The 19,523-nt window shown below is 56.1% G+C and carries 20 protein-coding genes and 1 tRNA gene; 14 read left to right on the top strand and 7 right to left on the bottom strand.

The annotated features are described in order from the left end of the window. Positions 1 to 70 precede the first annotated feature (70 nt). A complete protein-coding gene (locus HRU82_03495; protein ID QOJ34069.1) occupies positions 71 to 796 on the top strand; it encodes an HAD-IA family hydrolase in 726 nt (241 codons plus the stop codon). Here the strand turns inward: HRU82_03495 and HRU82_03490 are convergent. Continuing rightward, on the bottom strand, positions 782 to 1,513 hold the full coding sequence (locus HRU82_03490; protein QOJ34068.1) for an NAD-dependent deacylase: 732 nt from the start codon (positions 1,511 to 1,513) through the stop codon (positions 782 to 784). The two genes, HRU82_03495 and HRU82_03490, sit on opposite strands and share 15 nt — an antisense overlap. Positions 1,514 to 1,515: 2 nt before the next feature. After that, entirely contained in the window at positions 1,516 to 2,805 is a 1,290-nt protein-coding gene (locus tag HRU82_03485) for a DUF2130 domain-containing protein (protein QOJ34067.1), read from the bottom strand. Positions 2,806 to 2,923: 118 nt separating this feature from the next. Here HRU82_03485 and HRU82_03480 point away from each other — a divergent pair, with 118 nt between their 5' ends. Then, the gene (locus HRU82_03480; GenBank protein ID QOJ34066.1) at positions 2,924 to 4,291 is read left to right on the top strand and encodes a 2-dehydropantoate 2-reductase; all 1,368 of its coding nucleotides are present in this window, start codon (positions 2,924 to 2,926) and stop codon (positions 4,289 to 4,291) included. A gap of 3 nt (positions 4,292 to 4,294) precedes the next feature. Here the strand turns inward: HRU82_03480 and HRU82_03475 are convergent, their stop codons facing one another. Next, positions 4,295 to 5,641 carry an MATE family efflux transporter gene (locus tag HRU82_03475; GenBank protein QOJ34065.1) on the bottom strand — a complete coding sequence of 449 codons (1,347 nt, stop codon included), beginning with the start codon at positions 5,639 to 5,641 and terminating at the stop codon, positions 4,295 to 4,297. An 89-nt stretch (positions 5,642 to 5,730) separates the two neighbouring features. On the opposite strand from HRU82_03475, the gene HRU82_03470 reads away from it, so the two are divergent. Continuing rightward, a complete protein-coding gene (locus tag HRU82_03470) occupies positions 5,731 to 7,236 on the top strand; it encodes a DUF2779 domain-containing protein (protein ID QOJ34064.1) in 1,506 nt (501 codons plus the stop codon). A gap of 241 nt (positions 7,237 to 7,477) precedes the next feature. On the opposite strand, the gene HRU82_03465 is transcribed toward HRU82_03470, so the two are convergent. The 3 genes from HRU82_03465 to HRU82_03455 all read right to left on the bottom strand — a co-directional run bounded on the left by HRU82_03465 (position 7,478) and on the right by HRU82_03455 (position 9,447). Beyond that, positions 7,478 to 7,567 (bottom strand) — tRNA-Ser (locus tag HRU82_03465). A 58-nt stretch (positions 7,568 to 7,625) separates the two neighbouring features. Beyond that, the gene (locus HRU82_03460) at positions 7,626 to 8,705 is read right to left on the bottom strand and encodes a site-specific integrase (GenBank protein QOJ34063.1); all 1,080 of its coding nucleotides are present in this window, start codon (positions 8,703 to 8,705) and stop codon (positions 7,626 to 7,628) included. After that, positions 8,689 to 9,447: a hypothetical protein gene (locus tag HRU82_03455; protein ID QOJ34062.1), complete on the bottom strand. Its 759-nt coding sequence runs from the start codon at positions 9,445 to 9,447 to the stop codon at positions 8,689 to 8,691. Before HRU82_03455 ends, HRU82_03460 begins: the two co-directional genes overlap by 17 nt. Before the next feature lie 157 nt (positions 9,448 to 9,604). On the opposite strand from HRU82_03455, the gene HRU82_03450 reads away from it, so the two are divergent. The 11 genes from HRU82_03450 (at position 9,605) to HRU82_03400 (ending at position 18,168) form a co-directional block, all read left to right on the top strand. Further along, complete coding sequence (locus HRU82_03450; GenBank protein QOJ34061.1) at positions 9,605 to 9,811, top strand: helix-turn-helix domain-containing protein; 207 nt, start codon at positions 9,605 to 9,607, stop codon at positions 9,809 to 9,811. 81 nt (positions 9,812 to 9,892) lie between these two features. Further along, positions 9,893 to 10,090 carry a helix-turn-helix domain-containing protein gene (locus HRU82_03445; GenBank protein ID QOJ34060.1) on the top strand — a complete coding sequence of 66 codons (198 nt, stop codon included), beginning with the start codon at positions 9,893 to 9,895 and terminating at the stop codon, positions 10,088 to 10,090. Between the two features lie 3 nt (positions 10,091 to 10,093). After that, the gene (locus tag HRU82_03440; GenBank protein ID QOJ34059.1) at positions 10,094 to 11,029 is read left to right on the top strand and encodes a hypothetical protein; all 936 of its coding nucleotides are present in this window, start codon (positions 10,094 to 10,096) and stop codon (positions 11,027 to 11,029) included. Next, positions 11,029 to 11,583, top strand: a complete 555-nt coding sequence (locus HRU82_03435; protein ID QOJ34058.1) for a hypothetical protein — start codon at positions 11,029 to 11,031, stop codon at positions 11,581 to 11,583. Before HRU82_03440 ends, HRU82_03435 begins: the two co-directional genes overlap by 1 nt. 587 nt (positions 11,584 to 12,170) lie before the next feature. Further along, on the top strand, positions 12,171 to 12,407 hold the full coding sequence (locus tag HRU82_03430; GenBank protein ID QOJ34057.1) for a hypothetical protein: 237 nt from the start codon (positions 12,171 to 12,173) through the stop codon (positions 12,405 to 12,407). Positions 12,408 to 12,415: 8 nt separating this feature from the next. Then, positions 12,416 to 13,159, top strand: a complete 744-nt coding sequence (locus HRU82_03425) for a hypothetical protein (protein ID QOJ34056.1) — start codon at positions 12,416 to 12,418, stop codon at positions 13,157 to 13,159. 574 nt (positions 13,160 to 13,733) lie between these two features. After that, the gene (locus HRU82_03420; protein QOJ34055.1) at positions 13,734 to 14,183 is read left to right on the top strand and encodes a hypothetical protein; all 450 of its coding nucleotides are present in this window, start codon (positions 13,734 to 13,736) and stop codon (positions 14,181 to 14,183) included. Positions 14,184 to 14,314: 131 nt separating this feature from the next. After that, positions 14,315 to 14,761 (top strand): hypothetical protein, encoded by a 447-nt coding sequence (locus HRU82_03415; protein QOJ34054.1) that lies wholly within the window; start codon positions 14,315 to 14,317, stop codon positions 14,759 to 14,761. Next, entirely contained in the window at positions 14,754 to 17,063 is a 2,310-nt protein-coding gene (locus HRU82_03410) for a hypothetical protein (GenBank protein QOJ34053.1), read from the top strand. Before HRU82_03415 ends, HRU82_03410 begins: the two co-directional genes overlap by 8 nt. Before the next feature lie 32 nt (positions 17,064 to 17,095). Then, positions 17,096 to 17,539: a hypothetical protein gene (locus HRU82_03405; GenBank protein ID QOJ34052.1), complete on the top strand. Its 444-nt coding sequence runs from the start codon at positions 17,096 to 17,098 to the stop codon at positions 17,537 to 17,539. Next, a complete protein-coding gene (locus tag HRU82_03400) occupies positions 17,536 to 18,168 on the top strand; it encodes a hypothetical protein (GenBank protein ID QOJ34051.1) in 633 nt (210 codons plus the stop codon). The genes HRU82_03405 and HRU82_03400 overlap by 4 nt, the downstream gene beginning before the upstream one ends. A gap of 10 nt (positions 18,169 to 18,178) precedes the next feature. Here the strand turns inward: HRU82_03400 and HRU82_03395 are convergent, their stop codons facing one another. Next, positions 18,179 to 19,354 (bottom strand): ATP-binding protein, encoded by a 1,176-nt coding sequence (locus tag HRU82_03395; GenBank protein QOJ34050.1) that lies wholly within the window; start codon positions 19,352 to 19,354, stop codon positions 18,179 to 18,181. Between the last annotated feature and the right edge of the window lie 169 nt (positions 19,355 to 19,523).

Raw genomic sequence — 19,523 nt, 5'->3', positions numbered from 1 at the left:
TTGCCCGATCACGCTTGCCTACAATCCGAGCCGTCGCGCTGGTCTGCGGCGAGGTGAAGGGAAGTCCACGATGTCCGACAGTCGCATTCACGTCGTGTTTTTCGACGCTGCCGAGACGCTCTTTCATGTGCAGGGGTCGGTGGCTGAAATCTATCTGCAGTATGCCGAGCGCCACGGGTTCCGAAAAACGCCGGAATCGCTGTCGGCGATCAAGGCGGCGTTCGGCCGAGCCTTCCGCGAGGCTCCGCCGCCGGTCTTCGCAGCGATGGAGCCTGCGGCCATCAAACAGTCCGAGCGCCTCTGGTGGTTCGATATCGTCCACAACGTGTTTTATCGCGTCGGGATGTTCGATAAGTTCGACGAGTTTTTCGAAGAGGTGTTCGCCGCGTTCGAGCAGCCTGACGCGTGGCGCCTCTATCCGGAAACGGAAGACGTGCTCAAGTTCCTGAAGGAGCAGGGGTACGAATTAGGCATCATTTCGAACTTCGACTCACGACTGTTCAGCCTGTTACGGGGCCTGGGCATTGCCGACTATTTCGACACCATCACCATTTCCAGCCTGGCCCATGCCGCCAAGCCCTCCGCCCGCATCTTTCAGCAAGCGCTCGAGAAACATGTCGTCGATCCGGAGGAAGCCTTGCACGTCGGTGACAGCGAACGGGATGACGTGAAGGGGGCGCAAGCCGTTGGGCTCACCGGCGTCCTATTGGCACGGGGCACACCTCCAAGCCCCTCCAGCGGGCCGATCATCACGAACCTCACCGAGTTGGTGCCTTTGCTGTCAGGCCTGAAATAGGAGAGGGACGATGTCCTTGGCGCGGCCTTGGAGGGTCGCGTCGACGACGCCGGACCGCTGAGGCGGATCGAGGTTCACTTCCACCACGAACGCGCCGGCTCGTTTGGCTACTGCGGCGAACCCTGCAGCGGGATAGACGAGGCCGGATGTGCCGATGATCAGGCAGATGTCGCAATTGCGCAGCGCGGCGTCGCTGGCCTGCAGATCTTCTTCCGCCAAGCCCTCGCCGAACCAGACGATATGGGGCCGCAAGAGGCCTGCGCACCTTCCACAGGAAGGGAGAATGGGGATCGGCACCTCGCGATTGTCAGACACCTGTCGACAGGTGGTGCAACGCACCTTCCAGATGTTTCCGTGAATCTCCGAAAGTTGTCGCGAACCGGCGTCCCGATGGAGCCCATCGACGTTTTGAGTGATAAGCCAGAACCGTTCGATCCGACGCTCCATCTGCGCGACGACGTCGTGTGCGGCATTAGGACGCTTGGTGGCGATGAGTTCGCGCCGCCAGTTGTACCATTCCCATACCAGCTTCGGATCTCGGACGAAGGCTTCGGGGGTAGCCAAGTCCTCCGCGCGGAAGTTGCGCCATAGCCCGTCCGGCCCGCGAAAGGTGGGCACCCCGCTGTCGGCGGAGATACCGGCTCCGGTGAGCACGGTGACGGAGCGGGCCGCCGCGAGTTTGGCCTGCACCAGGCTCAGTGTGGATCCGGTTCCCATGGTTAGGAGCAGTCCTTGTTTCCGTTGTCGGATGGCGGCGCCTCCAACGCCCGCAGTTCCAGGCCCTCTATCTCCTGGATCGTCTTTCCGGCGATCCCCTGCAGGTCGCCGTACATCCCGGCCGTCGCCTGCATCACGCGGTGGATCTGTTCCTCCCGCTTGGCCCACTGTTTGATGATGGCCTTTTTTTCTTTGTCGAGGTCTTCCTGCATGGAGGAGAAGGCTTCCACGATAGCTTCGACCCGATGGCGGAATCGGGGGCCGGTCAGATATTGGTAGACCATTTCCGTTTTGGTTTGCTGTCCTTCGGAGGCTTGGCGCGCCGAGGCCACCTCGATCAGGGTTTGGCGCAGGGTGAGGGCGAGAGGGAGGAGCGTCTTCGGATGGGTGACCCAGACGTTCTCGATTAGGCCAAAACTGTCGATGTCTTTTGGGAGTGATTGGCTCACGATGACCGCAATCTCCGCTTTGGCTGCCCGCTGATCTTCGCGGAGTTTGGCCAGCCACCCGTCGCTCCAGTTTTTGGTCCGTTTCGATTCCCAGATGATGGTGCCGCAGGGCTGTCCGCTCGAGCCGGCCACGCGCTGCAGCGCATCACCGCCATGTTCGCCCTTCGGGACCGGTTCGATCATGTCCCGGGGAAACGTCGACCGAAGCGTCGCTTCCAATTCCAATTCTTGCACTTCGCCTTGGAGTTGCTGCGAGCCCTGTTCGGCCTTGCGCTTCAACTCATCGATCTGTTTCTGCATCGAGGCGATGGTGTGTTCCGCCTCCAGCACTTTCAGCTTGAGTCCTTCTTCCGCCTCCTTCTTGGCCTGTTCCCGCGCCGTCGTCAGTTCATCCTGGACGCGCTTCTCGATCGTGAGGTCCAGTTCGCGCCTGGCATCGTCGAGCTCCCGTTGTTTTCTCAGCAGGTCGGCATGCGCTTTCTGCGCCTCGGCCAGTTTGGCCTCGCGCTCCCTCATCAGATCATTGAGGGCGGCCAGCTCTTGGTTCTTCTGGTCCAGATCGGTCTGCAGCGCGAGCCTGGCTTTCTTCGCTTCCTCCGCCGCAATCCTGCCACGTTCAAGCCGGAGCCGTTCGGCGACTTGCTCGTCGAGTTGTTCCCGCTCCTTGGCGAGAGACTCTTCGCGTGCGCGAAGTTCCGCTTCTCGTTTGGCCGCATCCGCATCCTTCTGAGCCAACCGTCTTTCATAGTCTCTGCGCGTGGATTCGAGCAGCGGTGCGGCTAGCGATTCGGTGAGCTTGATTTCCGTTTTGCAGGATGGGCAGGTAATGGTCGGTTCACTCATGCCAGCGCGCCTTTGTCTGTGGTTCCGTCGTGCCTCCCGGGGAGGAAGCGGTCCCTGTTTCCGCCAAGCGCCTGCATGCTATAGTACGCGCCTTTCGAACGCAATCAGCGAGGATGACATGCAGCAGATCATGGTCGTAGGGGCAGGGTCCGTCGGCGGTTATTTCGGCGCCCAGCTTGCCAAACAGAATTCCAACGTCTCGTTTCTGCTCAGGCCGAGAACGCTTGATGCGGTGTCGCGTAATGGCCTGACGGTCAAGAGCGCCAAGGGCAATTTCACGGTGCATCCCCGGGCTGCTTCCGATCCGCGGCAGCTGCCGGTGCCCGATCTCATCATCCTCGCCGTGAAGGCCTACGATCTCGATGAGGTGATGGCCCAATTGGAGCCGGTGTTGACGGAGCGCACGGTGATCCTCACCCTGCAGAACGGCATCGATACGGAGGATCGGCTCCTGGCGCGGCTGCATCGCGATTGTGTCGTCGGCGGGGTGGCGTACATTTACTCGAAGATCGTGGAGCCCGGCGTCATCGAACATTACAAGCGTGGGGCTGTGGCGATCGGCGAACTCATGGGCCACAAGAGCGAACGCCTCCTGCAGATCGCGGAGGTGTTCAAACAGGCGGGGATCTCTTGCCAGCTCAGCGACGACATTCGTCGAACCAAATGGGAAAAGATGTGCTGGAACTGCGTCTTCAATCCCGTCACCGTGTTGATCGACGACAAGGTGGCAAAGGCCTTGGACCATCCGGAGATGATGGGGGTAATCCGGCAGATCGTCGGCGAGGTGGCTGCGGTGTCGGCGGCGCTGAAGGTGCCGCTGGCGCCCGATGTGGCCGAGCGGGTCGTCAAATGGACTCAGGAGATTCGCGACATTCACACCTCGATGTACGACGACTGGAAGGCGAAGCGGCCGACCGAAATCGAATATCTGAACGGCTATATCGTGCGAATGGGGCGTGAATTGGGCATCCCCACACCGGTGAACGAGGCGTTGACGGCGATGGTGAAAACGGTCACGGAACGGGAGCCGTCCGGGCCGGGAGTCATCCGCATCGATGGGGCGGTCGTGCAGGCGGTGTCCCTGACCGGCAGGGCCCTCGCACAATTGCCCAAGGAGCACCAGGTCGACGACATCAGCTCGCTTATGCCCTCCATGCGCGGGCGCGCGATCCGAGTGCGAGGGCTTCTGGAAATTCCGGCCCTCGCCGTGGATGCGGATCACGTGACCGTTCACTCGCTCGACGGCAAGTACGCTACGACATTGACGCTAGAACAGGCACAGGAATTCGGCCTGCTGCTGTATGAACTGGACGGACAACCGTTGCCGGAGGCGAAGGGCGGACCCTATCGCTTGGTGACCCCGGGGCTCGGCGATCTCTGCGCGAATGTGAAGGGCGTCGGGCGGATCGAGGTGCGCGTGGGATCTGGAAAAGACACCAGGCCCGCTGTCAGGCCGCCCGAGTGCACGGGTGACAGAAAGGCGTAAGCCTTACGTCGCGGTGGACCGCAGGACCTGGATGGTCCTCCATCGCTCCGACCGGTAGCGCCAGAGCATCAGGACCATGCGCAGGGTCCAATCCGCGATCATGGCTAACCAGACGTAGAGGACTCCCATTGTCAACCAGTAGCCCATGATGATGGCGATGGGGAGCCGCACACCCCACATGCCGATCATTGTGGCGACCATGATGAACCGCGTGTCGCCCGCTCCCCGCAAGGAGCCGGCCAAGACCATCGTCAGCGCCAGCGGAATCTGCAGCAAGGCGACGATCTTCAGGAACAGCGTGCCGAGTTCCACGACCGCTTCATCGCCGGTGAAGGCTCGCAGCAATATGTAAGGAAAGAAGAAAAACACCACACCCATCGCCGACATGATGGCCGCGGCCATCCGGTTCGCTTCCCAATTTTCCAGCTTGGCCCGCATGTACTTGCCTGCACCGATGCTCTGGCCGACCATCGTGGCGGCTGCGATGGCGAACCCGTATCCGGGCAAGAACGAGAGCGACTCGATCGACAATCCGACCTGATGGGCGGCATAGGCGACGGTTCCGTAGATCAGTACGATCTTCGTATAGAGCAGAATGCCCGCCTGTTGCGCGATGCGTTCGCCCGATACCGGTGCTCCGACCTGCCAGATCGTGCGAAGCAGATCGGGCCGGAATTGTCGCGATCCGCGCAGCAGCGGGCGACAGCGTATCAGCAGATACAGTGACCCGAGGCACTCCGCCACACCGACGGCCACCGCCGCCCCCTTCACACCCAGCCCCGGCAGGCCCCAATGCCCATAAATCAACGGATAGGCCAGGGCAATGTGGAGTAGGTTGACGAGGATCATGGCGTACATTGGTGTTCTGGTGTCGCCTGTCCCCTGGAGAATCGACGAGAAGACCTGCAGGAAGACCGTGAAGGGGATCACCAGAAAAATGAGCGTGGAGTAGGGCAGGGCGAGCGTAATGACATCGGGCACCGCGCCGAGCATTTCCATCACCAAGCGGTTCACAGAAACGCCGAGCAACACCAACCCGATGGAGACGAGAGCGGACAGTCCCAGAAAATGTCGCGCGGCTTGGCCTGCTTCATCGTAGCGCCGTGCTCCCCACAGCTGAGCAATGATGACGTTCGTGCCGACCGACAACCCGGACACCAACGTGGTGGCAATGAAGGCCAACAACTGACCCAAGCCGACGGCGGCGATCGGGATGGCGCCCAGGCCTCCGACAAGAAACACCGCGACGATTCCTTCCGTCCGTTGCAGGAGGCTGCTTACCGTCACGGGCAGGGCCAGCGTCATGACCGAGCGTCTGATCTGGGCAAGGCCGTTTGCCATGGGCGTCATCCTACCAGAACTGCCTGCGGTGTCGGGTAAGGTTCCGGTCCGATGGGGCTGGACAGGCGGCGTGGGTGTTGGGTAGCCTGAGAGTCTCCATGCTCATCATGCCGGAGTCCGTCACCCGATCCGCCTATCGCCTGTCGAAGTCTCGATTTTTGTCGGGTCTGCAATGTCATAAACGCCTGTACCTGGAAGTCCATGCACCGGCCCTAGCGACCAAGCCGGATGCCGCGACCCAAGCGATCCTCGACATGGGGACGGAACTGGGCGAACTGGCGCGCCGCCGATTTCCCGGTGGTCGGTTGGTCGAGGTCGGATACCGACAGTCTCAAGAGGCGTTGGCGCAGACGGAGCAATTGCTCCAGGCCCCTGACGTCCCGGCCATTTTTGAGGGAGCCTTCCAATATGATCAGGTCCTGGTTCGAGTCGATGTCTTGGAGCGCGTGGGCGTCACCGCCCTCGGTCAACCGACTTGGCGATTGATCGAGGTGAAGTCGTCCACCAAGGTAAAGCAGATCCACCTCGACGATCTCGCCATCCAAAGTTACGTGTTGGAGGGGGCGGGGCTGGTGCTTGCCGATATCTGCCTGATGCATGTCAATACGCAGTACCTCTTTGACGGTCGTGCGATCGACCTGACGAAACTCTTTGAGGTGCGGTCGCTGAACGAGCTTGTCCGGCCTCGGCTGGCAACGGTAGCGGAGCAACTGGCGGGTATGCAGGAGATGTTGGCGGGCTCCTCGGCGCCGAACCTCGCGCCGGACGAGCATTGCCATAGCCCCTACGAATGTCCGTTCTGGGCCCATTGCACGAGGGATAAGCCGGCGCGCTGGATCTATCACTTGCCAGGCGGAAGCAAAACGGTCGTGCTGCTTCGAGACCAAGGCATCGAGACCATCGATGACATTCCAGAACATGTGAGCCTGACGCCGGTGCAACGTCGAGTGAGAGACAACCGCGAATGGATCGGGGCGGGCTTGTGGTCGGCGCTGGAGGGTGCGCGGTATCCCGTGCATCACTTGGATTTTGAGACCTTCATGCCTGCGGTGCCGAAATTCGCGGAGACCAGACCCTATCAGGTGATTCCCACGCAGTGGTCCAATCACGTCGAAGAGGCCGACGGGACCCTGCGGCATGCCGAATATCTTTGTCGTGATGGCCGCGATCCACGGGAAGCCTTGACGGTGACCCTACTCGAATCGCTCGGGCAGGAAGGCAGCATTTGCGTCTATTCGAGTTACGAGCGCTCCATCCTGGAGCGCCTGGCCGAAGAGTTTCCCGCCCTACGGAAGGACCTGAAGCGGGCCATTGCGAGGCTGTGGGACCTCCATGCGGTGATCAAGGATCATTACTACCACCCGGGTTTCGAAGGTAGTTACTCCATCAAAGCCGTGCTGCCCGCCGTCGTGCCGTCGCTCCGTTACGACGACCTGGCCATAAGAGACGGCGGGACGGCTGCGTTTGAGTATTATCGAATGGTCTTTGCGGTGAACGATTGGATCGAGAAGGCCAGGATTGAAGAAGCTCTGTTGCGTTACTGCGAACGGGACACGCTGGCGATGGTCGAGCTGCGGCGTGAGCTGAAACGCCGAGTCTCCTAATGTCCCGCCTTGCGCCTGACCCACCGGACCACCTGCATACAAGTCGTTCCGATTTGGTCGTCGGCCATCAACGCGATCCCGCCTACCGCCAGCAGCGTCATCACCAGTGCGAACTCGGATTGTTCAAACATGGCGCCCTCCGTGTGGGGGAGAGCTTAGGCCGGGATTTGACCGGAGAACAGGCCACTGAATGAGGGGGAGCGCCCTGTCGTCGGTGGCACAGGAGAGGGCGCGCGTGGGGTGGCGGAGAGGGAGGGATTCGAACCCTCGGTCGAGTTACCCCGACTACGGTTTTCGAGACCGTCCGATTCGGCCGCTCTCGCACCTCTCCGCTAGGCCAAAAGGACTCGCATATTCACATAGTTGCATGATCATTGGCAAGCCGTTTTCTACACAGCCGAAAGCGCTGTGTTGTGAATAGCGTTGTGAAATTCCGGGACGATTTTCTCGATCGCCTCTCGCTTATGGTTTGGACTGAGATGAGCATAGCGCTGGACCATGGACAGTTCTGACCACCCCCCCAACTCCTGTATGGTTCTGAGATCGACGCCAGCCATTGCCAAGCGACTCGCGAAGGTATGCCGGAGGGTATGGAGGGTTATACCCGTCCCGCTCAAATTGGCTTCCTTGCAGGCTGTGGCAAAGGGCTTGTCCATACTTTTGTACGGGCGGCCGTTAGGCTGGCAGAACACGAATTCACCGTTTGCCCCAGCGCGAAGATTCTTGAGAGATTCCCTTGCTCGGCTATTCAGGGGAACGCTGCGGGTCTTGGAGTTCTTCGCATATGCGGCCGTGACCGTTACAAAGCCTCGTTGAAGGTCTACATCGCACCATCGCAAAGGCAATGCTTCTGCACGGATTCGGAGTCCGGTGTTGATTCCCACGATGATTAAGGCGCGAAGGCAGTCGGAGGTCTGTTCAAGCAAACGTGTTTCCTCTTCTGGTTCAATGAAGCGAAGACGACGTTGCGGCTCTTTAATTTTCTTCACGGCAGTGGCGGCGTTCTCACCTTCGAAGAGGCTCCATGCACGGCATCGGTTCAGGAGGTTACGAAGAACTGAGACTTCGCGATTGGCACGAACGGGCGCGCCAGCATCAACTCGGCTGCGTTTGTGTCGTTCAATGTCCAGTGTGAGAATTTGCCCCAAGCGCTTCCCGGCGAATGATCCTTTGAGATGTTCGATACATTGCCGATAGTCCTTCAGCGTGCGAGGCTTCTTGTTTGTTTTCACCCATGCAAGAAACTCCTCCGCGGCTTTCTCAAATAGAACATCTTTTCGTTTGTGTCCAATACCGGCTTCTCCTTTCAGAATGCCGGCACGTTTCACGGCGGCAAGTTCCCCGGCCACGCTCCGGGAAATGCCTTTACCTAATCGGACAACATGTCGTTGTCCATCATGCCTGAAATCTAGCCACCACGTCCCGCCCTTGCCTCCTCGTTGATAAAGACCATCACCTTTTCTTGCCATGGCTTCTCCTTTTCGATGTAGGTGAATGATTACCGTCTCCACTCTTCTCGACCGGTGCTTCACGTCTGGAGCTTTGCTTGACCTGACTGTCAATAAGACGCTTTCGCTTCATCGCTTCTCTGGATCGGCAAGTATTGGAGCAAAATTGTTGATCGCTTTTTGTCCTGATAAAGAGACGCATGCCTCGCGTGCAGGCTTCTGATTGGCACTTTCCGATACGATCTCCATCAACGGAAAGAATGCAGGCGATCCTATAAATGAATGCAGGGAAGAATTCTTCATCTATCCTCGTTGGTGGAGTGATCCAAAATGGAGCCGATGACGGCCGAGAGTCATTGCGCCCCCATTGAGAAAAGTCGATGTCCATCTCCATTTTGATGGCGGGGAAGCGCAGCGGTCGTCTATCAACGCAACAGGCGAGGGCTTCAAGGACAATTGTTTGTAAGCTTTCAATCTCCCGAAATCGTTTATTAAATGTAGCCGGCTCGGCCTCAGCGGCCACGTCAAAATTCCTAACTTGTTCCTTTCGATAGACTGCAGCGGGAGTACTGCCGCTGAGTAGGCAGAAGGCATGCACATTTTCCATCATGCACACACGCTCACGAAGACCAAGTTCTTTGAGTTTGGCTTGGCTAAACTGAAGCAACCATTTTAGGTTTTCTGCTCCGCTTTCACCGATTCGAAAAAATACGTCCTCATAGGTCGTCGGTGAACCTTTCCCATCCTGAATCCTTTTGGTCATCGGTTTCCTAGTCGCTCCATCCGTTTGTCGTTGCGCCATTATCTTTGCTCGGCCTCCGTTAGCGTAACAGGATAGCGTTACGCCATTTACATATCACAGCGTAACAGATAATCTGCAAAAGGGTCAAGGGATACCCAAGCGTAACGAAGGAGACCATATGACCAAAGCAGAACAGTTGCTTACGGTTCGCGAAGCCGCCGCCTTGCTGGGGATGCAACCAAGCACAATTAGGAAGTGGGTTACGACGCGTCGCTGTCCATATACAAAGATAGGAGGACGATCAGTAAGGATACCCAGGTCATGGATCGACCAGCATATATTAAAGGGCTGGCGAAAAGAGATTGCTGCAGAGGAGTCGCGATAGTCCGTGACTTCTTCTCTCCGCATACCTCCCATGAAAAAGCCTGGTCAAGGCCTTGGTCCTCGACGAGTAAACGGCGCTCTAATGGATATAGCCACTGCGGCCTCGTTCCTTGGCACCACTGAAAAAACAATACGCGGGCAGGTGAGTAGACGGTTGATTCCGTTTCGACGGTTGGGCGGAAGAATCGTCTTCGTGAGGCATGAAATCGAGTCCTGGGTAGCTTCGCTGGAAGGGTGTCCCTTAGAGGAGGCACTGACTAATGCGAAGGAGAGGCAATAGTTGATGGCAAAGATAAACTTAGCTCCCGCTTTTCAAACCTACGCAGCTGACTGGCTGGCCGACACGCTGAACGCGCTTCTTACGCCGGCCGAAGAGGGCGCCCGTTTCCGGCTTAAATGCCATGCCTGGCGGGATCCTGATTGCAGTCTTCCAGATGATGATGAAGAGCTTGCCATGCTGTCACGCCTTGGAGATAGCTGGCACAAGGGCAGTGGGGAAAAGTTGCGTAAGTGCTTTATCCCTCACCCAAAGAAGCCAGGAAGACTTTGCGATATGGGCCTGATGGAGGAACGGAAAAAACAGGAGGCATGGAGAAAGAAAAGCCAGGAAGGCGGAAAGCGTTCAGCTGAATCAAGGGCTTTGCGATCCAAGGAACGTTCAAGGCTGGTTGAAGGGTCGTTAACTAATGGTGGTGAATTGGTTGAACCAAATGGCAACTCTTCTTCTTCGTCTTCATTTGCCTCTTCTTCTTCATCCTCCTCCTCTTCTTCGATTCCTAAAGAAGAAAGAGAAGAAAGGAAAACGAAAGAAAAGAGTTCCGCTGCGCCCGACGCGGGCGAGCGATCATTGGTGGAGGTTGCTGCTGGTCGAACCGTATCGACCTGGGAAGCGTACTCAGCAGCCTATCGCAATCGCTATGGGATCAATCCTCATCGAGACAAGCAGGTCAATGGAATTCTAGCGAAGCTCGTTGAACGACTGGGACCTGAAATTGCTCCCCATGTCGCGGCCTTCTATGTCGAGCATAACAAGTCGTTTTACGTCTCTAACCGTCACCCTGTTGAGGCTTTGCTAAAGGATTGTACTGGACTGAAGACGCAATGGCAGACAGGTGTGAAGGCTACGACCGGCGAAGCTAGAAATGCCGAAAGACGAGACGATGTGATGGAACAGGTCAAACGCGTCACGGCCATGGTGCAACCTCAAGGAGGTGCGTAGTGGAGTTGGCAAAAGCAGTGGCCGCAACCTTTGCCGTTGTTGGACAAGAAATGCCGGATATTGGTCTTGCGACCATCGTCAGCGAACTCCAGGGATATCCGTTAGGTGATGTGCTCAAGGCCCTTACGCGTTGCCGAAAAGAGCTTCGTAAAATCACGCTGGCTGACATCATCGATCGCATTCCGTCTGGACATCCCGGAATTGAGGAAGCCTGGGCAATGATTGCGGGTTTGCTGGGTGATGAAGATCGTTCAGTAGTCTGGACTGAAGAAATGGCGGAAGCGTATGGCGTCGCGCGGCATCTGGCTCATGACAAAGTGGCGGCTCGTCTTGCGTTCAAGGAGAGTTATTCCAAAGCGGTTGCGGAAGCACGAGATCAAAAACGTCCTCCAAAATGGCGGGTGTCTCTAGGGCACGATCCTCACGGCCGGCAGGGAGCACTTGAGGAAGCAGTACGGCTTGGGCGCATTCCGGCGGAGCACGCGCAGAAACTGCTGCCCGATTATTCAATCCCTGAAGGCGTCACATTGCCAAAACTTCGAATCATTGCGTAGGGGAGGGAGAACGATGCACGTTGAAGCGGACAGCACAAAACATCAAGTCACCATTCATTCCGATGCCGGATCGGAAATCACTCTGACGTGGAGCGCCGCGGCCAATCTAGCCACCTTGTTGAACGAAGCCAGCCGTCAAGCTGAACCCCCGGCTCGTCCGGGTCGGAGTTATTGTCCAGCTGTGGAGCGATCGCGATAACGATGACCCTCGAAGACCTGGCGCGCCGAATTGAACTTCTAGAGACAGAAGTGCGCATCCTCAGACGTGAGCGTGCTCGGGCAGATGCACAGGCGATCGAAGCACTATTGGGATACGTTCATAGCGACTTAGGGGAAGCCCACTGGACAGTAGCCGATGTCATCGCCGCATCGGCTCAGAATGGCCTTTTACTTGGATCCATCAGACGATGTCTTGGGGGGAAGATTGGCGCATATCAGCTGTCCGTATTGCTCAGCAGAAGTTGCGGTGTGTGGGGAGAGTATGCACTCCGATGTGTTCGCGATCGAACACGAGACGGCCGGGTGTTTGCAGTAAGTGTGACAGGTCCTGTCACGCGGTCACATGCGGAATCTGTCAGGATGGACCTATGAAAACGAAAGGGGCTCGCACTATGAGCATAGGCGTCAGCGATCGCGACCGAGAAGAAGTCCTTGGCGAGTTGGAAGCCTATTACACGGACAAGCTAGCCACAGTTGCAGCCAAGCAGACCAATGCCGAGCACAGCAAGCCGGTTCAGCCGCGAGAGATTGTTACCGGAGGAAAAGTGTCGATCCGAATTGATCCGGAGCATCAAGAACTTGTCGTTTCATGGGGCGGAAAATAGGAGGATACATGTTCAATCTGTTTAAGACCACACCGGCTGTCAGCGAATTAGATGCAACCTGCCAAAGCTTTCTTGATGCCTACGAAAAGATGAAGCGGCTTCGTGAGAGGGTCGGACAGATTTCCCGACAGATTGGTCCGGCCCAACAACGGACCGTGGAAAAACGAAATGAACGGGATCGGCGTAGACAGCTGTATCTCGATTCCATGACAGACACTGCACGATTGGCCCTTGATGAGGCCGAACTGGCATTGGTGGATGGACGCAACGAGATTGCCAGTCTGATCGATGCCCAAAAAGCACTGTATGAGCAAATCGAGAAACAATCTGAAGAGATCAGCAAGCTCGCTATCAGCATTCGCGACTTGGCGCTGAAAGCCATGAAGGATGGATGGTCCTTACGGCAGGCATGGGCGAATGGAATGGATAAGGAAGTTAGCTGGCGTGAATCGGTGCTCCTCGCGCTGTTGAGGCAATTGCCTTCTGTGAATCAGTCGGCGATTCGCGCACTCCATGCCTTCTTTCAAGGCGATCGGTTTCAAGCCAAGGTATTGCGGGGATTTCGCGTCACGAAGATGTCGCCAGTTTCGGAAGTCTGGAATGACCAGCTTGAGCGGTTTGTGCCAGGTGATCCCACCTTAGACGTTCAACTGTTTAGCAAGGACACGCTGATCAACGTTCCGGGCGATCTTTCCCCAAAGACGGCATATGACGAAGTGTTACTTGGCCGCCTGGAAGTGATAGGCGCGTAATGGCGTGGATCCGATCATGGGCCATCCGCAATCGACCTGCTGAGTCAACCGTTATCAGGCTGTCAGACAATGGTTGCGCATGGCCAGCCCTGGAGCGGCGCAGCCGTATTGATCTCTCGTTGGTACGGCTGCCCGCTTCGCGGTGGGTTCGAGGAGACAAAGCACCATGGTAGAGCAAGCGGTTTTGGTGAAAGCCTTGAAACCGTTTCGCCATGAAAATCGAACCTGGCGTGCGGGTCGCGTTTTGGCCGTCCATCAATCCGTGGCAACGTGGCTGCTTGAAACCGGACGCGCGACATTATGCGAAATCCAGATAGGCGGAAACAGGTAAGCCGATGATGAAGACTACTGAACATCATCTTTCGAAACGATTCGGCTGCGCCACGGTGCGTTTTCATCTGGCGGGCCGTGGTGAATCGGTGGGCGCAACTTTGGGCAAGAAAGAAATTCGTGCAGCGGATTCTCGTCCGGCTGCACGGGGATCGAGACAGCTTGCCCACGGTTGCGTCGGCCTGCCGCGCAGTGGAGGCTGGGACTTGGTGCCCGGCCTGCCCTGCGGGTCTGAGGGGACATAATGAGCGATCTAGCGACATTCGGAAAGGAGCTCGACAAGTTTGAAGAAGAGGTCGCGATAGAGCATTCGAACGTGTGCGCGCGTGCGGCCATCGTTCTGTTTGCAAAAATCGTTAGCCGAACACCCTACCGGACGGGGCAAGCTCGCTCGTCCTGGCAGATTGCCATCGGAGCGCCGAATCGGAATGTCAACGTGCCGGGGAACTACCCGCAGTATGCAGAGCCCAGTGCCGCCTATGCCTTAGCCGTGGCTGAAGCCACCCACATCCTGGCGAGCTACAAGTTCTCGTTGTTGGGGTTTAAGCCGGCCATCTGGATTACGAACCGCCTTCGCTACATTCCGTTTCTCGAACGTGGCACGAGTAAGCAGGCGCCAGCAGGCATGGTGCGATTGTCGGTGGAGGAAGTGAAGGTGAACTTTGGACAGATTGCAAAGGTCAGTGAGTCATGAGCGATCGCGATTGTCATGTTATGACGTCTTGGGGTCCTCCTGTGGATAAGTCAAACGCGCCGGTGTGTTTGCGCTGTGAAATCCTAGCGTTTCATGTTTTTTCGATGTTCCACCACAGGGAGCGACAGTAAATGGCCTTACAGCGTCAGCTTTGGTCGATTAACGCACTGTCTACAGAACTCTGCCTGGACCGTCGAACGTTGGCGAAGCGGTTAGATGGCCTTGTCCCGGCGCAGGACAACCCTAAGACCTACCGTCTTCGCGATGTCTTGAGTCATCTCAAGCGGTATCAAGACGACCTTCCGGACCTGGATCCATCTCAAATGGATAGCGTGATTGCAACTGTGCTCCTCTCCATGGGCGAGAACTTGGCAGATCAACTGCCCAAGACCCTACGGGCAACCGGTAGCTCGGATGAGAAACAGGTGACGCGCCAAGTCTCTGGAGTCATGTTGGCGTTTTCATACATGGCCTACTCATTTGCCCTAGGAGTAGGCGTTGAAGACGAAGGCGCCTTGGCGAACATTGCCCATTTAGGAAAGCTGTCAAAACTTATCAAGAAGGATTCCCATGGCTGAATTAGATGTAGCGATTAATCCCTCTGCCGCCGTCCGTGGCGGAAATGTCGTCAAGCAGATCATGCGCGACATTAAAGACGCGGCAAGCGGCATGAATGGAAGTGTAGTGAATTTCGGCTCTACCATGGGCCGCGTCATGGGAACTGGACCAGCTTTATTTGTAACCGGTGTGGGGGCCATGGCCATCGCGGCGGTTGCTGCGACCAAAGCCACAGCGGCCCATATTGCTGAGATCCAAAAGCTCGCCTTGACCACCAATCTGTCCACGCGAGAAGCGCAGATGTTTGCTGCCATGGCGAAACAGACTGGAACGGATTTATCCGGACTCTCCGGTGGCATGAGCAAATTGAATGAGAATTTACAGGAAGCCGCCAAGGGTTCCGGTGAGTCTCAGCGGGTCTTCGGCGCCTTGGGGATTTCCGTTAAAGACACCAATGGGCAGGTCCGGGGAACCGGGAAAGTGTTTGAAGAAGTCGTCAGCCGTTTGGGTGAATTCAAAGACGATTCAGCCAAGACGACCATCATTTCGAAGTTGCTCGGCGATGAAATGCAGCAGATGGCGCGTGTGGGGAAAGAAGGCTTTCAATCCCTTTCGAATGAAGCGCGCTTGATGAATGCGATCTTGGGCGAAGATTCAGTACAGGCCGCAGAGAAATTCAATCAGCATATCGCCAGAACCAGCACGATTCTGGAGGCGTGGAAGCTGTCGATCGGTGAGCATGTACTCCCCTACGTCAACAAGTTGCTCGAAGCGATGAATAAGTTTGCGACCGGCCGCGATTTGCCGGCCATGCCGGAAACTGGAAGCGCGAGTGGGAAGAAATCGCTCGTCATGCCGGCCGATCCTGGGCAGTTGCGCAGTCTGTCCGATGCCAAATCGCAAATCTTGGTCAAAGATGCAGACGCACAGATTGCCCTAGAGTCGAAAACGATTCAGACGATTACGAAGCTCTGGCAAGACGCGTTTGATCAGCGAAGCATCACCGAACGGCAAATGGTCGAGAATAACTTCATCAACCAAATCGAGTTGATCGATTATCAAATCCGGATGACCAACGGCCTGAAGCGGATCGAAGCGGAACGGCTTGATCAAAGCCTGAAGTATGGCGGGCTGACGAAGGAACAAATTGAACTATTGAAAGAGCAGAGCAAGGCGCGGCAGCAGGACTTAGACATTCAGAAAACTGCGCTCAGTCAACAAGCCTTGAACGCACAAAAAGAGCATATGTCTACGCTGTCCGTTGTTGGTGGACGTGAGCAGACCACGCATGGAACCACGACGACAGATGCGCTCATTTCCAACTTTCAAATCGAAACTGATTTAAGACACAGGGCGCAGGACGACACGCAGACGTACTACCAAAACCTCCTGAAGTTCCAGGAGGCCTACGGTACGTCACGCGAAAATATGATGACGACTGAATTTGACTTGGTGCGGGCGAACCTGGCGAAGCAGCTCGATGTGAACCAGGAGACGGCCGAGAAGGTCCTGAACGCCTGGCGGAATAACGATCATATCCATGCGGCGGAACTGTTAGACGGCACGCAAAAGACGTGGGATCAAGTCACCGCGATCATGATGGGTGCCATGGCTGATCAACGGGCGGTGTCGGAAAAGTATTCAGACGATCTCTTTGAAGGCTTTGCGAAGTCGATGCGAAGGTATGTTAACGATCAGTCGGTGTTTGGGTTAGGAGCGGACCAAGCTCGGAGAGTCGCGCAAGGCATGGAGCAGGCCTTTGGCAAATTCTTCTTTGACGGCATGGAAGGACGAATCAAGAGCTTCAAAGATGTGGTGACCGGCCTGACCGACTTTGCCAAAAATATTCTGGCCGATGTGTCTTCCAAGCTCACCACACGCATGATCCTTGGAGGATTCGACATGCTCATGAGTGGTGGGGGCGGTTCAATCGGTGGGCTCATCGGTGGGGCGGGAGATGTCGGCGGGTTTGCCTTGCGTGGCCACGCGCGCGGAGGTATTTCGAATGTGCCGGCGATCTTTGGAGAAGCAGGACCAGAAGCAGCCGTACCCTTGCCGGACGGCCGATCGATTCCAGTGACACTGAAAGGGATGCCCTACGGGAATCCAGGCGGCATGGTATCCACTCAAGTCCACGTCAACGTGCAGGTCGAAAACCATAGTGATGCGGCTGTATCGGTGGAGCGAGGCCCGGTCAACAAGAACGGTGTACAAGATATCAAAGTACTAATCCATCAGACCGTGCAACAAGGGATGCGGGATGGCGTGTATGACCAGTCGATGAAGCAGTTTGGCGCGAACCGGCAAGCAGCGAGGCGCTAATGGAATCTAACGAGACAACGTCCTACGTCCCCATGATTGTCTGTCCGCGACCGTTCACCCTGGAAGGGCGGACGACCAAACAGATGCGCCCGGGCATGACGATTGCCGACATGCTGTGGGAGTTCGATCTGAACCCGGACACCCTACCTGCTCGCGTGCTGATCGATGATTGCGTGGTGGAGAAAGCCTATTGGCATGTGGTCAAGCCGAAAGCCCATCACCTGGTGTCAGTGCGGGTGATTCCGGAAGGCGGGGGCAACCAGAGCAAAGACATCCTCCGGATCGTGGCGATGGTGGGGATTCTCGCCTTGGCGATCTTCGTTCCGCCGGCCATTGGGCTTACAGGCTCTATGGCTTTGTTTGCCGGGGCGGGAATTACACTCGCCGGAAATTTGGCCATGGCAGGGCCAGTGCCAGCCGCCTTACCACGTCGCACCATTCCTCAACTCGAGAAACAGGGAAAGGACCTCGCATGATTTCTAGCATCCAACAATACATACACAATCCGGACGGAACGATTTCGCTCAAGGGGCGTCCTGGCGTGAGGGTTCAGGCGATCCAAGAACAGGACCTTGAGCGGGCCACAGCGGCCGCGCATGCCATGGAGCAGGCACTGAGCCTGCCGCATTACTACGAACAGTGGCAGGCGCTCGCGCATGCTACCGGCATGAGTTCCAGAATGGTGAGGTTCATCCTCGCGGATGAGTCAGTAAGCCGCCTATCGGGCAATCCACGCTATCAGCCGCGGAATATCACCTGGCCGGCTTCCTGTGGCCTGGAATTCGGTCACAGAGGATTTCTTGTCGGCATGCTCACAAGTATCAGTCAGTGTTTCGACCTGTCCGCAGAAGCCCTGAAAACCATCGGTGTCGATGTCCCGGTAGAAGGGGCTTGTCTGGTCGGAGAGGCGCAGTTGTTCAACTCACGACTCGCCGATAAGGCGTGGGAAGCGATTCAGCGTGGCATCTTCACTCATGTCTGCCCGTTGCTGTATCAGCAACCGAATGAGCCGCTTGGGGCAGGGAAGCTCGTCGAAGTGTCACTGGTCACAGGAGAGCTGCCGGGGTGTCAGAACGCGAGGATTTTGAAGGCGTGGCATTGGTAGACAACTATTTTCAATTCATGTTAACAGCTTTCTCCATGCGTTCAAAATGTGCCTTTAAGTCTTCCTCAGGCAAATCCCAGCCAAAAGCCCATGCAATCGTCCTTCCAACTCGACCTAAGAATTCAACTTTGTCTACATCCTTGGGAAGCATCGGAACTGAGTCCATAATTCGTATTTCTGAGTCGCAACACATTTTCTCACTGTGCATCCTCAGAGCGTAGCTACCTCTCATGGCTTGATTTTGCAGGGATGTGAGATGGCAGCAGAACCAAACTGACCCCCTATAGCCAAGATGAGAATAGAGTTTTGCTCCCGAGGTGAGGAGGAGGAATAGCTTGATAAAGACATGATCAAGATACATCACCTTCTTCGACTCTGTAGGATCGAGAAGGTATGCCTGACTGAAGTACATCCCGAAGATACTGAGTTCTGTATATGAAGAACTGGGAATATCGTGGTCCTCAATCACTATACTTTCATGGGCGAAAGCCGCGCCCTTATGATCAGGATCAGGCATTGAGTGAATACCGTGTTTGCTCTCAATTTCCCACCGAATTGTATTCAGAGAAGATGGATTTGCAAGTGGATGAGTTGGATAAACTGGTGCGATAGCGATTGTGAGAAGTGGCTCATCCGATGTGTTCCCTCGTCTACTCGCACGCTGTTTCGCACGAAGGAAAAGCGAATCCCGCAGGTCTTCAGATTTTTGTCTTCGATTTTTAAGCCAATCAATTTGGTCAATCTGCGCCAAATCTTCAGGCTTATTAACATTTCCCGTCCGCAGGTATACCTTCGTGTTCTTGGATACTGCATGAGGAGCATTTTCGCTTTGCTGGATACGAATCAAAACGAGTGCGCGGTTTTCTGAGTTCAGGCAGACTCTTATTTCTGGGAAAACGGGAGGGACAATATTACCAAGTATAATATTGGTAACTCGCTCCTCTAACCCCCGTATGAAATCAATGCCAGCAACGGGTAGGACTGGCTTGCTCTCGGCGTCCTCTTGGACACCGATTATGATGACTCCTCCGATTGTGTTGGCCATCGCGGATATCGTGCTAGCCAAATCACTGGGAAAATCTCGTTTGTAGTCTAGATAAGCATCCTCCGTTCGCCCTTGCCGGCAGAATTCTACAATGTCTTCCCAAGTGATTTGGTCGATAACTGACGTGTAGATCGTTGACATGGAGTCCCTTGCCATAATATGCAGAAATTGGCGTGTCGGTCAGGCCTTATTTTTTCCTTCGATTGTATGGCGACTGATTTGTTGGTTTGAGCGATATTTCTTCTTCGGAAGCTTTGGCGCGAATGGAGTTCTCGGTGCGTTGAAGTTTTAAACCAATCACTCTCGTCGG

Source organism: Nitrospira sp. (assembly GCA_015709715.1).
Lineage (GTDB): Bacteria > Nitrospirota > Nitrospiria > Nitrospirales > Nitrospiraceae > Nitrospira_A.
The sequence above is the reverse complement of the archived record's forward strand: the minus strand, read 5'-3'. Positions and strand labels throughout refer to the sequence as shown.

Excerpts from the sequence above, each read along its gene's own strand:
- HRU82_03430 (QOJ34057.1), top strand. The coding sequence starts at position 12,171 with ATGAAAACGAAAGGGGCTCGCACTATGAGCATAGGCGTCAGCGATCGC.
- HRU82_03455 (QOJ34062.1), bottom strand. The coding sequence starts at position 9,447 with ATGACCAAAAGGATTCAGGATGGGAAAGGTTCACCGACGACCTATGAG.
- HRU82_03450 (QOJ34061.1), top strand. The coding sequence starts at position 9,605 with ATGACCAAAGCAGAACAGTTGCTTACGGTTCGCGAAGCCGCCGCCTTG.
- HRU82_03400 (QOJ34051.1), top strand. The coding sequence starts at position 17,536 with ATGATTTCTAGCATCCAACAATACATACACAATCCGGACGGAACGATT.
- HRU82_03395 (QOJ34050.1), bottom strand. The coding sequence starts at position 19,354 with ATGTCAACGATCTACACGTCAGTTATCGACCAAATCACTTGGGAAGAC.
- HRU82_03440 (QOJ34059.1), top strand. The coding sequence starts at position 10,094 with ATGGCAAAGATAAACTTAGCTCCCGCTTTTCAAACCTACGCAGCTGAC.
- HRU82_03475 (QOJ34065.1), bottom strand. The coding sequence starts at position 5,641 with ATGACGCCCATGGCAAACGGCCTTGCCCAGATCAGACGCTCGGTCATG.
- HRU82_03415 (QOJ34054.1), top strand. The coding sequence starts at position 14,315 with ATGGCCTTACAGCGTCAGCTTTGGTCGATTAACGCACTGTCTACAGAA.
- HRU82_03410 (QOJ34053.1), top strand. The coding sequence starts at position 14,754 with ATGGCTGAATTAGATGTAGCGATTAATCCCTCTGCCGCCGTCCGTGGC.
- HRU82_03425 (QOJ34056.1), top strand. The coding sequence starts at position 12,416 with ATGTTCAATCTGTTTAAGACCACACCGGCTGTCAGCGAATTAGATGCA.
- HRU82_03480 (QOJ34066.1), top strand. The coding sequence starts at position 2,924 with ATGCAGCAGATCATGGTCGTAGGGGCAGGGTCCGTCGGCGGTTATTTC.
- HRU82_03460 (QOJ34063.1), bottom strand. The coding sequence starts at position 8,705 with ATGGCAAGAAAAGGTGATGGTCTTTATCAACGAGGAGGCAAGGGCGGG.
- HRU82_03490 (QOJ34068.1), bottom strand. The coding sequence starts at position 1,513 with ATGGGAACCGGATCCACACTGAGCCTGGTGCAGGCCAAACTCGCGGCG.
- HRU82_03495 (QOJ34069.1), top strand. The coding sequence starts at position 71 with ATGTCCGACAGTCGCATTCACGTCGTGTTTTTCGACGCTGCCGAGACG.
- HRU82_03470 (QOJ34064.1), top strand. The coding sequence starts at position 5,731 with ATGCTCATCATGCCGGAGTCCGTCACCCGATCCGCCTATCGCCTGTCG.
- HRU82_03420 (QOJ34055.1), top strand. The coding sequence starts at position 13,734 with ATGAGCGATCTAGCGACATTCGGAAAGGAGCTCGACAAGTTTGAAGAA.
- HRU82_03485 (QOJ34067.1), bottom strand. The coding sequence starts at position 2,805 with ATGAGTGAACCGACCATTACCTGCCCATCCTGCAAAACGGAAATCAAG.
- HRU82_03405 (QOJ34052.1), top strand. The coding sequence starts at position 17,096 with ATGATTGTCTGTCCGCGACCGTTCACCCTGGAAGGGCGGACGACCAAA.
- HRU82_03445 (QOJ34060.1), top strand. The coding sequence starts at position 9,893 with ATGGATATAGCCACTGCGGCCTCGTTCCTTGGCACCACTGAAAAAACA.